The sequence below is a fragment of the Desulfoluna sp. genome, from assembly GCF_030145185.1.
GTDB lineage: Bacteria > Desulfobacterota > Desulfobacteria > Desulfobacterales > Desulfolunaceae > Desulfoluna.
Genome location: NZ_JAQYWB010000023.1, coordinates 20,377 through 33,446, shown reverse-complemented (window position 1 = coordinate 33,446; position 13,070 = coordinate 20,377). Strand labels below are relative to the sequence as shown.

General features: G+C 56.3%; 8 protein-coding genes. 3 read left to right on the top strand and 5 right to left on the bottom strand.

Going from position 1 to position 13,070, the window contains the following annotated elements; genetic code table 11:
* Positions 1 to 2: 2 nt before the first annotated feature.
* The 3 genes from Q1Q75_RS09360 to Q1Q75_RS09350 form a co-directional block, all read right to left on the bottom strand.
* The gene (locus Q1Q75_RS09360) at positions 3 to 1,331 is read right to left on the bottom strand and encodes a hypothetical protein (protein WP_300669713.1); all 1,329 of its coding nucleotides are present in this window, start codon (positions 1,329 to 1,331) and stop codon (positions 3 to 5) included.
* A gap of 109 nt (positions 1,332 to 1,440) precedes the next feature.
* Positions 1,441 to 1,902 (bottom strand): hypothetical protein, encoded by a 462-nt coding sequence (locus Q1Q75_RS09355; protein WP_300669711.1) that lies wholly within the window; start codon positions 1,900 to 1,902, stop codon positions 1,441 to 1,443.
* A gap of 15 nt (positions 1,903 to 1,917) precedes the next feature.
* A complete protein-coding gene (locus Q1Q75_RS09350) occupies positions 1,918 to 2,550 on the bottom strand; it encodes a MotA/TolQ/ExbB proton channel family protein (protein ID WP_300669709.1) in 633 nt (210 codons plus the stop codon).
* 390 nt (positions 2,551 to 2,940) lie between these two features.
* On the opposite strand from Q1Q75_RS09350, the gene recC reads away from it, so the two are divergent.
* The gene (recC, locus tag Q1Q75_RS09345; RefSeq protein WP_300669707.1) at positions 2,941 to 6,186 is read left to right on the top strand and encodes an exodeoxyribonuclease V subunit gamma; all 3,246 of its coding nucleotides are present in this window, start codon (positions 2,941 to 2,943) and stop codon (positions 6,184 to 6,186) included.
* Positions 6,183 to 9,728 carry an exodeoxyribonuclease V subunit beta gene (gene recB / locus Q1Q75_RS09340; protein WP_300669705.1) on the top strand — a complete coding sequence of 1,182 codons (3,546 nt, stop codon included), beginning with the start codon at positions 6,183 to 6,185 and terminating at the stop codon, positions 9,726 to 9,728. The genes recC and recB overlap by 4 nt, the downstream gene beginning before the upstream one ends.
* Before the next feature lie 51 nt (positions 9,729 to 9,779).
* On the opposite strand, the gene Q1Q75_RS09335 is transcribed toward recB, so the two are convergent.
* The gene (locus Q1Q75_RS09335; RefSeq protein WP_300669703.1) at positions 9,780 to 10,337 is read right to left on the bottom strand and encodes a DUF3334 family protein; all 558 of its coding nucleotides are present in this window, start codon (positions 10,335 to 10,337) and stop codon (positions 9,780 to 9,782) included.
* 93 nt (positions 10,338 to 10,430) lie between these two features.
* On the opposite strand from Q1Q75_RS09335, the gene recD reads away from it, so the two are divergent.
* On the top strand, positions 10,431 to 12,254 hold the full coding sequence (recD, locus tag Q1Q75_RS09330) for an exodeoxyribonuclease V subunit alpha (RefSeq protein ID WP_300669701.1): 1,824 nt from the start codon (positions 10,431 to 10,433) through the stop codon (positions 12,252 to 12,254).
* Positions 12,255 to 12,265: 11 nt separating this feature from the next.
* Here the strand turns inward: recD and Q1Q75_RS09325 are convergent, their stop codons facing one another.
* Positions 12,266 to 13,054, bottom strand: coding sequence for an alpha/beta hydrolase (locus tag Q1Q75_RS09325; protein ID WP_300669699.1), 789 nt, complete (start codon positions 13,052 to 13,054; stop codon positions 12,266 to 12,268).
* Positions 13,055 to 13,070: the final 16 nt, after the last annotated feature.

The window sequence follows — 13,070 nt, the reverse complement described above, 5'->3', positions numbered from 1 at the left end:
GATTACATTGTCCTCCGTGGCAGGATTCGCTCAAGGGTGGAGACCACCTCAAACGTGGCGTCGTTGGGTTGAAACGTAAGCGTGGCTATGGGATTCGTACCGCTTTGGATAACCACCGTGCAGGTATACCCCTGGATGCGATAGCGATAAGGGCTTTTTTCTGGCTTCATGTACCTGATTTTGCGATAGATCTCCTCTTTGAGGCTCGTAACACGCAGGGAATGCTTCAGGGTGCTTCCATGGATGGTCACCCATGTGTGAATATCCTGCGGCGTTTCAAGGGCCGACGCCTCCACAGGGACGGCGGGCAGATGTGAGGGCAGCGCCCCGGAGGAGAAAGATCGGGCACGTTTGGCGGTCTGCGGCGGCGAGGTCTCTTTTTCAAAGGAGGCCGCAGCAGGAGGAGCCGATGGGGCCGAAAACTGGGTGATAACCGGTGCCGGCCCCGACCGTTTTATAGCCGATACCCTCGTTGCCTGAGAGGCAAGCTCAGGTTGCCGGGCTAAAACCTTAGCCGAGACACCGGCAAGGGCCATGGGGCGAAATTTTTTTTGAGAGGGGGCCTCCGATGGCGTCGGGTCCCTGTGGGGCTTTGTCCGCGGAACAAGGGCGGATGGGGTCACCGATTGGGGCTGGGGGATCCGTTTCCGGCTCCGCATCCGTTCAGAACTCTTAGCCACGGGACGAGGGGAGGGCTGGGCGACGTTCAACGTCTCTGGCATTGAAAGGGGTGGTGTGCTTGACACCTTTCGGAGCCTCTGTTCCCTGATCGCCGGGGTTTGGGAGCGCGAGGGTGCAGGTTTTTGGGCAGGGTGTGTCGCAGGCAGCCGGGGTTGGGGTTTCACCGGAGAAAGTCGCCTTTTCTCGGGCAGAGACTGTTTCTGCAGGCGCAGGGGAGGCACCAGGGGCTTGGGGGTCAGAGTCAGTGCCTTCTTCTTCGGGGGAGGCAGACGGACCGGAGGCGTTCGTTTGATGACGGTTGTCGGAGGCAACACCCGCTTCGGAAGGGGTTTGGGTGATTCGAGAATCCGCGTCAGTTCTTTTTTTCTGGGCGCGGCACTTTTCTTTGCGGCCTCTTTGACCACCGTGAGAAAGGTCAATTTTTTCTCCACGGTGACTTTGGGGAGCATGGGTGCCTGGGGAAGCAGGATAATGGTTCGGGTGGGGGGAAGATTCAGCGCGTCTGAAAAAATGATTTTATACAGGGTGAAAAAAGTCAGGGAAATAACAAGAATCATAAAAGAGGGACTGACGATCCATTCACGGCGCGCATGGCGTGCGACGGCTCGGGGCATGACAATACGCGCCGAACCGTATCCGAAATATTGCATGGGCATCGAGCGCATAAAAATTTATTCCCCCTTGTCTCCGGGCTTTATGCTGCGGGCTTCTCATATCCATGCCCTCCGGAGACGCGTTGTCTCAGACAAAAAAAGTGATTTAAAGCGGTCCTGAAATCTTTTGGACGGTGACTCGCTTCTCATCGTCGTCGTAAATCTTTTCGATGAGGGCCATGGCCATCAGAGTGTCTTTACTCAATGAAAATTGGTCGGGAACCAGCATGGGACGATTTTTGCCTTCATGCTTCATGTCTGTCAGGCGGTCTTGCAGGCTTTGAGCATTCAGGGTGTGTTCTTCGGGTTGTACCTTTCCGTCAACCACCGTGACCCACTGAAACGGAGTGGTCTCCGGGATGGTGGGCTTGAGAACGCGAATCTGGAAAGAGATTCGGGCCTGGTCCAGCGTGGAGATGCTTTGGGTATCCACAACCCTTGGGATCGTCATTTCGCCGATGTGCACCGGGTTTTTTCCGATGGTGGAGGCCTGGGTAAAGGCAATCAACAACAGAAAGGCCAGATCGGCAAAGGAGAAAAGCCAGATTTTAGAATCTTCGTATCTCATGGTCATCGCCTGGGTTTAAAGGGTTGACGTTTCCACCGAGTTGGCTGACGCATCCGGGTCCGTTGCAGCACAAATATAAGGATGAAAGCTCAGTGCCCGCTCAATACGCGAGGTGGACAAGTTAACCAGGCTTTTTTTGAATACCTCAAGGATCACAAAGCAGGTGAGGGCGATGAGCGTGGTAAAGAGCGCGATGCCGAGGCCGGTGGTGTTCAGGTCACTGTTTGGATCGCCTTTGGCCAGGAAAATCATGATCATCCCAAAAATGGTCCCGATAAAACCCATGGGGGGAAGCAGGTTGGTGATCATGGTGATTTTGTTGATATAACGCGTGTGAAAGATGTTTTCCATCATCTGGTGGGTGGCATCCACCAGAAAAGAGACAGGATAAGGGCTTCCTTTGTGTTCATCATGAGCGGCCCGGAGGGTTTTGGCGGCCACGGTCATCAGCAGGTCATCAAGACAGGGCGGCTCGCAGGCCACGGCCGCGAGTGTCTTTTTTTTGACGAGCCGGGCATGGCGATAGGCCTGGATAATAAGCCAGATGGCGTTAAAAAATAAAATAGTGCTGCCAATGTAAACCAACCCCTGAACAAGATCACCGACCAGGTTGGGGTAGAGCTTGAAGATGTGAATGATGAATTCCATACGGCCTCGGGATCTCGGATTATCTGTGTTATTAGATAGTCTGGATATTTAAATAAATCAGAGGATAAGCATCGGTGCGGGGCGTCTTTGCCCAGGATGTCTTTGACCAATGCGTGAGGTACACTTTGTACCGATAATGAAATATATGATTCATATAGTTTACAATGTAAACTCAGGTATGCAAATTAGGGGATATAGCCTTTATTGTCAATAGGTCAATCCCATTTATGGCTTCTTCCATCCGCAGGAAACAGGACGATTGTGTGAACCATGGACGGAGAAAGATTCATGATTATCAAAATGTCGTCTTGCACAGCCGCAGCGCAAGTGGCATATGAACACAAGGCTTATATAACGACGAACGTTTCACGATATCGGAGATGAAAGCGCATGGACGCTGGGTTGAATTTGTTTACAGGAAATCGTCTGGAGATACTGGCCAGGGCCCTTTCCAAAGTACTGGAAGCCCCCATGGGGAACCCGCTGGAACCCGATGTCGTGGTTCTTCAGAGTCAGGGCATGGCCCGGTGGCTCTCCCTGGCCCTCGGCCGGAACAATGGAATCTGCGCCAACGTTCGATGGCGTTTTCCCAATGCTTTCCTCCAGGACATGTTTGGGCTGGCTGTCCCCGACCTGGCTGACACGCGGCGATTTGACGCCAAATCTGCCGCGTGGAAGATCATGGGGTGCCTGCCCGAGTGGGTGACGCAACCCGCTTTTTCTTCCCTGGCCCATTACCTGGGCAACACGGATGAGCCCTTGAAACGTTACCAGATCTCCGAACTTCTGGCGGATACCCTCGATCAGTACCTCACGTATCGACCGGACATGATTGATTCCTGGGAGGCAGGGGAGGGAGATGATTTTCAGGCGATTCTTTACCGTGACCTCCTCGGCTCCCTTGGCTTTCGTCATCGCGTTCACCTGATGAAAGACTTGAAGGCTTGCATTGAAACTCATCGGAATGATAAGGGGATATTCCCTGAACGGATCTGCGTTTTCGGTATCTCTTCTCTGCCTGAATTTCATATGGAGCTTTTTATTGCCCTTTCGGAGGTTTCTCAGGTGAACCTTTTTCTGCTGAATCCCTGTCCTCAGTTTTGGGGAGATATTCTCTCCGATTCTGAAAAACGACGCCTCAAACAGAAACAGGGACTTGAAGAGGAAGAGGACGCCACCCTTCTTATGGAAGAGGGGAACCCTCTGCTGGCATCCATGGGTGGCCAGGGCCGGGAGTTCTTCGACATGATGGCTGAACGTGGGCTGGAAGAGATCCCTCTGTTTGTCGACCCGGATGAAGAGACCCTCCTCGGCTCGGTTCAGGCCGATATCTTTCATTTAAGGGACCGCACCCGGGATGCCTGTGAGCGTTTCTCCCTGGAGGCCTCGGATACCTCCTTTACCGTTCACAGCTGCCACAGCCCCCTCCGGGAAGTCGAGGTGCTGCGGGATTCACTTCTGGCCATGATGGACGAAGACCCGGGTCTCCGGCCATCGGATATCCTGGTCATGGCCCCGGACATCGATACCTACGCGCCGGTCATCGAAGCGGTCTTCAGCCGCCGCGTGGAAGGGGCGATCCGGATTCCCTTTTCCATTGCGGACCAGGCCAACAAAAGCGGGGATCGTGCTGTTGAGGCACTGCTTCTTCTTCTTGATCTGACGGGTTTTCGCTTTGAAGCGGGGGGCATTCTTGAACTTTTGGAAAATGATCGCATCCGAAGTGCTTTTGGGATGGCTGAAGGGGATCTTGAGCGGGTCAGCCATTGGATTCAGGAAACATCCATACGCTGGGGGGCAGACGGTGAGCAACGCGGCGAGGAAGGTTTCTCCTGTTTTGAGGCCAACAGCTGGAAGGCAGGCTTTGACAGGCTGTTTACAGGTTATGCCGCAGGGGACGAAGAGTCGTCTCTCTACGACGGCATCCTTCCCGCCGGACCGGTGGAAGGGGAGCACGGGATGCTGCTCGGTCGCCTGGCTTATTTTATGTCCTGCCTGACAGGGTACGTGAAAGATCTGGAGCGCCCTCGCAGCGCCAGGGCGTGGACTGATTTTTTTGAAGGGGTTCTGACCACCTTTTTGACCGATGATGAAGGGACAGGCGAAGGACTCCAGGGGATTCGAAACGCCCTTTACCGCATGGCCGATGCCGCCGAGGAAGCCGGAAATGAGGATGCCGTTGTTTTTCCCGTGGTGCGCTTTATCCTTAAGACCGCCCTGGGCGAGCCGGATCCTGTTTCGGGATTTATTACCAGCGGCGTCACTTTTTGCGCCATGCTCCCCATGCGCAGCATCCCCTTTCGGGTGATTGGCATCCTTGGCATGGGGCACGGCACCTTTCCGAGGCAGCAAAAGGCCCCCGGATTTGATCTCATCGCGGCATCGCCAAGACGGGGGGATCGCTCCCGACGAAAGGATGACCGCTATCTGTTTTTGGAGATCCTTCTCTCCGTCCGGGAAAAACTTTGGATCAGCTACACCGGGCAGAGTATCCGGGATAACGGCACCCTTCAACCCTCGGTGCTGATCTCAGAACTCTTGGATTATGTGGACGCCACAACCACAGAAGGGGCGTCTCATCAGATTAAAGTAAAACATCCCTTGCACCCCTTTTCCAGCGCCTATTTTCAGCCCGGAAATCCCTCCCTCTTTACCTTTGACGCGGCCAGTCGCCGTGTGGCGGTCCGTATGACGGAGCCGCCGGTTGCTCCCCCGCCTTTTTCCAGCCTTGCAGAGGTGGAGGGCGAATTTCTCCAGCCGGCTCAGATCTCTCTGGAGGTCCTTGAGGCTTTTCTGATACACCCCTGCCGGTATTTTCTGCGTGAGCAGCTGGGCATGGAACTAAGGGGGGGAGAAGACGCCCCGGAAAATTGTGAACCATTTACTTTGACAGGGTTGGAACGCTTCCAGGCCGGGACCCTTCTTTTTGAAAGCGCCCTCGCCGGAGAGAGCCTTGAGTCCCCTCTGGATGTGGTGTCGGCCATGGGGCTCTTGCCTCGCGGGGAGGTGGGCGTCCATCTGCTCAGGGAACTCACCCATGACGCCCGGGCCGTGGCCGAGGCCCTTGGCCCTTTGACCCAAGGGACGGAGCCCCTCTATGAACGACAGTGGATAGAAATCTCCGGCGTTGACCTCGCCGGAGAGGTGGGACCCTTTTTTGGTGAGGTGCTTGTGACGGGGCGCTTCGGCAAGGTTCGGGGGCAGGATTTGATTTCCGCCTGGCTGCGTCTCCTGATCGCCGCCACAGCCGGCATGCCGGTGACCCGGGCGGTGGTGGTGGGGTTGGACAGGAAAACCGGTGGTGCCCAGATTGTCCCCATGGTCGTCCCTCCCAATCCCCGGTCGGTGCTGGAAGATCTGGTCCGTCTCTGTGTCGCGGGAGGGAGCGGCCTTTTGCCCCTGTTTCCCATGGCCTCCGAGGCCTATGTTCAAGAGCTTATGAAAACCTGTGACGAAGGAAAAGCCATGGCAAAAGCACGTGCAGCTTTTTACGGCAATGCGTTTTCCATCATGGCAGATCTCAATGATCCCTGGATAAAAATGGCCGTGGGGGGCCGGGAGCCCTTGGCGGACGCCTCCTTCGCGCGATGTGCTGAGATTCTTTATCGACCGATTCTGGAGGCCTTGACAGCATGAAAACCTTAGCGACCCTGCGTCTCGACGCCACTCCCCTTGCCGGGCGAAATCTCATCGAAGCAAGCGCTGGTACCGGAAAAACCTATACCATCGCGGCCCTCTACCTGCGTCTCGTGGTAGAGGAAAAGATGTCTGTGGACCGCATCCTGGTGGTGACCTTTACGGAAGCCGCCACCCAGGAGCTGGCCGAACGCATTCGGGAACGGCTGCGCGAAGCCCTCCATTTTCTCGAAGGCACCCCAAACGATGATTCTCTCTATGCCTCTTTGTTTCCCGATGGAGCCGCGCACAACGATGCGGCCCGTCGTCTTCGAACGGCCCTTCGCAACTTTGATGAAGCGGCCATCTTCACCATTCATGGCTTTTGCCGGCGGCTTTTGTCGGACCATGCCTTTGAGAGCGGCTCGCCCCTGGATATGGAACTGGTCACCGATCTCAGTCACTTGAAGCAGCGGGCAGTGCAGGATTATTATCGGAGGATGGTAGAGGGAGCGACCTCTCTCTACGCGGCCTGGCTCAAGGACCAAAAGATTCTGCCCGAGAGTCTGTTAAGGTTTCTCTCCTTCAGCACCCCCTTGTCCCGGATCTCCTTTTTGCCTGAGGGGGAACCGGTCTCTGCCGCGGAGTGCGAGGCGCAATGTCTCACATCCCTGGGGCGGGCATCGCGAATATGGGGCCAGGAAAAAGAGAACGCCTTACGCATCATCGCAACGGACCCGGCCCTTAATCGGAACAAATACCGCAAAGGGGTGGAGAGAAAGGCTGAGGCGGCGGCCCGGGACCTTTTTTCCGGCAGCGTTCCCTTTGGGGAGATGAAAGATCTTGAAAAATTATCTCTCTCCACCTTGTGCGCCGCCACCAAAAAGGGAAAGGCCGTCGAAGAGAACCCGCTCTTCGGGATCATGGATACCCTTCTGGAAGACCTTGAAGATTTGAAAATTATTTATGAGCGCAATCACATGGCTCATCTGATCGCCCTGGCCCGGTATGTGGATGAGACTCTGTCCAAGGACAAAGAGAGTGCCGGAATCATGGGGTTCGATGACCTGCTCTCCCGGGTGGCCCGAGCCCTTGGAGACGACGGGGGAGACACCCTCGCCCGGGGCGTGAGTCAAAACTACGATGCGGCTCTCATTGATGAGTTCCAGGACACCGACCCCGAACAATACGAGATTTTTGATCGCCTTTTTAAAGAGACCACCCTGTTTATGATCGGAGACCCCAAACAGGCAATTTACGGGTTCCGCGGGGCCGATATTTTTGCCTATTTAAGGGCCGCCGGTGAGGCGGAAAAAGGGTATACCCTGGATGTGAACTACCGCAGCACCAATGGCATGGTCCAGGCTGTCAACACCCTTTTTTCACGCGGTGATGCTCCCTTCCTTTTTGACCGGATCCTCTTTGCTCCGGTCAAAAGTGCCGGGGGAGACAATGCAGAGACGCTGACCCTCGATTCGGAGCCCATAAGCCCCCTTTTGATTCAGCGATTTGAGGCCGGGGAGAAGCCCCTCTCCAAAGAGGTGGCCCAGAACCTCTGTATCGACCTCTGCGGGGCCGAGCTGGTCTCTCTGCTGCGCATGGGACGGGAAGGCCGCGCTTTGATCGGAGCGGCACCTTTTACAGAAAAAGATGTGGCGGTGATCGTCAGGACCAACGATCAGGCTAGGGCCGTGAAAAACCATCTGACGACCTTGGGGGTTCACGCCGTTCTCTACAGCTCAGGAAATATTTTTGACAGCGAGGAGGCCGAAGAGACGGCTCTTTTGCTTGCCGCCTGCCTGCGGCCCTGGCGCCTCTCTCTGGTCAAGGCAGCCCTTGCCACCCGCATGATCGGCCTGGATGCCGAGGCCATCGCCGCGCTGGACACCTCCCCCTTGCAGCTGGAACACTGGAGTGTGCTTTTTGCAGAGTGGCATGCCCTCTGGAAAGAGGAGAGCTTTATGCGGATGATTCGCCGCTTCATACGGGCGCAGGAGCCCTATGAACGTCTGATGGGCCTGACAGATGGCGAGCGCCGGGTCACCAACATGCAGCATCTCATCGCCCTTCTGCATCGGGAAACCATGACGCGCCGCCTCTCACCGGAAGGACTCCTCCGGTGGCTGTCCCGCATGCGGGATCCTGCCTCACCGAGACTGGAGGAGCATCAGCTTCACTTAGAGAGTGATCGGACGGCGGTGCAGATTGTCACCATTCACAAGAGCAAGGGGCTGGAATACGGGGTGGTCTTTTTGCCATTCCCCTTTATGGGATATCGGGAGCCCAAAGGGGGGGCTCTCTATCACGAAGGGGAGGACGCTCTGGTCTACGATGTGGGTTCAGAGGACTTGGAGGAACACAGGGCCCTGGCCGCGGGAGAGGCCCTGGCCGAAGAACTTCGCCTGCTGTATGTGGCCCTGACCCGTGCCTGTCATCATATGGTGATCCCCTGGGGACGGGTCAAGGGCTTTGAGCGGAGCGCCATGGCACGGCTTCTTCATGCTCCGGAGAGCAGAAGTGCCGAAGAGGCGGCCTCTCTCATCGTCTCCCGGAACGAACATGACCTGGTCACCGATCTGCACGAATTGGAGTCAGCCTCGACCGGAGCGGTGACGATCCAACTTTGCGAGCAGGATGAAGAATCGATCCCCTTGACCTTTCAGGAGACTCAGGCCGAACTGGCCCCGGCGCGGCAGTTCAAGGGCAGGCTACCGGATCCGCGGATTGTCACTAGCTTTTCAGGCCTGGCTTCTTCGGGTAGAGAGTCCCATGAAGCCGATTACGACGCCTGGGTCCACAAAAAACCAGAGGAGGAGGTTCCGGCTGAAGGTATTTTTGCCTTTCCCAAGGGGGCCGGCCCCGGCACCTTTATGCACACGCTTTTTGAAACCCTTCCCTTTGACGCGGAAGAGTCGGTCAGGACCTCTGCCTGCCGTGAGCTGCTGCTTAGGCATGGGTACGATACCGAACTTTGGACCGAAGCTATCTCCGGGATGGTGAGAGAGGTCCTGAACACGCCTCTGAACGCCTTTGAGACCCCCTTTACCCTGGCGGAGGTGCCCGTGCGGGAGCGTCTCCACGAGATGGAGTTTACCTTTCCCTTGAAACGCATCACCCCCGGCGCCCTGAAAGAGGTCTTGAATCGCTGGGGGTATGGGCCGCTTGAAGGGGGCGAGCTGAGGATGGAAGGGCTCAGCTTTTCCCCGATTCAAGGGTATCTCAAAGGCTTTGTGGATTTGATTTTTCAGGTGGGAAAAGGCTTTGGGATTATCGACTGGAAGTCCAATCACCTTGGAAACAGCCCGGAGGACTATCATAAACAGGCCCTGGCTCACGCCATGAGCGAACATCACTACGGCCTTCAGTATCTCCTCTACACCGTGGCCTTGAATCGTCACCTCGCCCTTAAATTGGGCGAGGCGTATGACTATGAAGTCCATATGGCCGGAGCCTGGTATGTCTTTCTTCGGGGTGTGGATGGCTCCGGCAAGGGCGTCTACTTCGATCGGCCTGAGGAGGGTTGCATACGGGAATTGGACGCCTTGTTGATCGATCTGCCCTGAGAAGAGAGAGGGCAGAAAAAGGGGCCACCCCCTAACCCGGATATTTCCGGGCTAAGCGGGGCGGTTGAATTCCGGCATGTGGGTAAACTGAGTCTGTTCCAGGGCCACTTCCGCCTGGAACCGGTCGTTGTCGATGGCAAAGGCGATGCGTCGGTTCTCGTGATAGTCGGCATCGATGGTGAGGGTGATGGCACTGGTCAGAGCCAATACTTTGGGTTGCCCCCACATGATGGAGAGGCCAAACTCTGTTTCAATGAGGCGGGTAAACTCTCCGACCACCTGATTAAAGATTTCACCAATGCTGTCGGTCACCTCGTTGGAGGTAAAATCCTTGACGAGATTTTCTGGGGGAATGCCCATGGACACCATGTAACTCTGATAGAGTTTGACGGCGGTCCGATCGCTGAAATTGAAGACAATCAGCCCGCTGAAGTCTCCGCTCAGCTGAACGAAGCAGCTGATATCCGGTCGCATGATCAGCTTGGGGATGGTCTGGAGGGTGGGGGCGAAGGAGATAGATTTCCGGATGCTGAGTTCCAGCACATAGGTAACCGCCTCGGAGAGAACGGCTGCGATAAGATCAATAGTCGGTGCTTCTTGAAGCTTCATGAATATGCCTGTCGTACTGAAAGGTTAGTGAGTTGTCGGCGAACCGGCTGCATACAATCGCGTATATTATCACAATGAGGAAGAGATGATCCAATGAATTTAAAGCAGGAAGCCATGAAGCCCTCTGGCTGGAAGGTCTGGATGGAGCAGGGTTTTTCCCATACCGACCTGGCCTTTGCCTCGTTTCTGGCCGAGCGGCACGCACAGGATGAGTCGATTTTTTTTGCGGCAGCTCTGGTGAGTCGTGAGAGCCGACACGGGCATATCTGTATCGATTTGAACAGGTTTGCTGGCTATTCAGTGGCGGACTGTGTCAGCCCGATGGACGGCGGAAGCTGGGGAGAGCATCTTCGAGAGCTGGGCGTGGCCGGAAGGGATGACCAGGGCTCGCTTCTTGTGCTCGATGATCGAGGGCGACTTTATCTGCGACGCTATTACCGCTTTCAGCAGGAGGTGGCCCTGTATATGGCCGGAGAGTGTCGCCTTTCAGATCTCCCGGAAGCGGAAATGAGCGCCCTGCAAGAGGGCCTCAATCGGTATTTTCCCGCCCTTGCAGAGGACGGAATGGATCGTCAGAAACTGGCCGCGGCGGTGGCGTTGCTGCATCGATTCTGTGTTATCTCAGGCGGGCCGGGAACGGGAAAGACCACCACCGTGACGAAAATCTTATCGCTGCTTGTGGAACAGCATCAGCGTCGATTCAGCGGGACGCCGACCATTGCCCTGGTAGCTCCTACTGGCAAAGCGGCCGCCCGCCTCATGGAGTCCATGGCAGGTGCTTTAAAACGGTTGGATTTAAAGGACGCCGTGAGAAACGCGCTTCCCAGAGAGGCCGCCACCATCCATCGAATTCTTGGCAAATTGGGGCGGGGCCGTCGGGAACTCTTCCGCCATCGCGAGCCCCTTCCTTACGACATCATCGTGGTGGATGAAGCGTCCATGGTGGATCTTCCTCTCATGGGGCGCCTGGTTCGGGCCTTGTCTCCTTCCACCCGGCTTATCCTCATGGGGGATCGGAACCAGCTGGCCTCGGTGGAGGCGGGTTCGGTGATGGGGGACCTCTGTCACGGGAAAAAAGGGGACCGCGTCTCACCGGAGCTGGGGCGCATGCTTTTAAAAATAACGGGGAGGAGTCTCCCGACGGATCCCCAGCTCCCCCCCCTTGCCGACGCGGTGACCACCCTGACGAAGAGTTATCGCTTCGGGGCCTGTCCGGGCATCGGTCAAGCCGCGGACGCTGCCAATCGGGGGGACGTCCAGGCTCTCTCCAGAATCGCCGATCCGGGTTTTCTTCTGGCAGGTCCCGCCCTGGGCGATAGCCCCATGGCCTGGCTTGAGGCGAGGGTTCGGCATCATCTGGCCGGATATGCCCGGTTAACGGATCCCCATGACATGCTGGCGGCCATCGATCGGTTTCGAATTCTCTGTGCCGTTCGAAAAGGCCCCATGGGGGTCTTACGCATCAATCAATGGGTGGAGCGCTGCATAGGGCTCGCAGGGGCGGATCTCTGGTACCGCGGCCGGCCGGTGATGGTGACGGAAAACGATTACACCTTAGGGCTCTTTAATGGGGACACGGGGATCACCGTTAAGACGGGGGGAGAGTTGGCCGTGGCTTTTCCCGACACCGAAGGGGGCTTGCGCCATATCCATTGCGCCCGACTCCCCTCGGTGGAGACCGTCTTTGCCATGACGGTTCACAAGAGCCAGGGCTCAGAATTCAACCATGTGACCTTGCTGCTTCCTGACAGCGATGCCCCGGTGTTGACCCGTGAGCTGATCTACACCGGGATTACCCGTGCGAGGGAAGAGGTGGCCGTGTGGAGCGCTCCTGAGATCCTTGAAAGAGCGCTTTCCAGGCGAACCCACAGGGCCTCGGGTCTTCGAGAAAAACTCTGGAAGGGTGAATCGAGATAAATGATTTCAAATCAGGTCATCAGACGCCGGGAAAGGCCTTCCAGGGCGTCCAGATAATCTCGGAAGCCCACATAAAAGAGGTCGTTGTGGTCTGCATTTTTCACCTCGAGAAAGTGTTTCTCTTGTGAGGGAGAGGCTTCAAAGAGATCTTCACCTTCGTGAAAGGAGATGATGCTGTCTTCAGCGGCATGTATCACAAGAAGAGGGCCGCTGTACGTGCTGATTTTTGTCAGGTTGGCCGGTCCCCTGGATTCATGGGGGAGCTCTACCCACCGGGGCAGTCCAAGGGTGTGGAGGAGAGGAATGAACCGGGCAAATCCGCTTTCGATGACAAGTGCCTGGATGCACGCTGGAAAAAAAGTCGCCACCTCGATGGCCGGGGCACTGCCGATGGAGCGTCCCATCACCACCCGAGGGGCGTCGTACTCTCGGTTTTTCAACCATCCGTCCAGAAAGGAAAAAGTCGTTCTGGCATCGGAAAGCATATGAGCCACCGAGGGCTCCCCTTGCGAGAGGCCGTATCCCCGGTATTCTGCGATAAAAAAATTGTACCCGCATCCGGTAAGATGAGAGGCGAATTCATCGTAATCAGAGGCGACCTCTCCGTTGCCGTGAAAGAAGAGGAGGCAGGGCCACTCTTTGCCTTTAAGATGGCAACGAATGACAAGGCGTTCTCCATCATGGGCAGGGATGAAGAGATCAAAGCAGGTGGCGGTCTCTTGTTCGACGGGAAGTCCCGGCCGAGGGTGAAACAGCAGGCTGAGGACATCGTTGCGATCAAAGGGGCAGGGGTCCGGCATGGCATCTCTCCTGAAA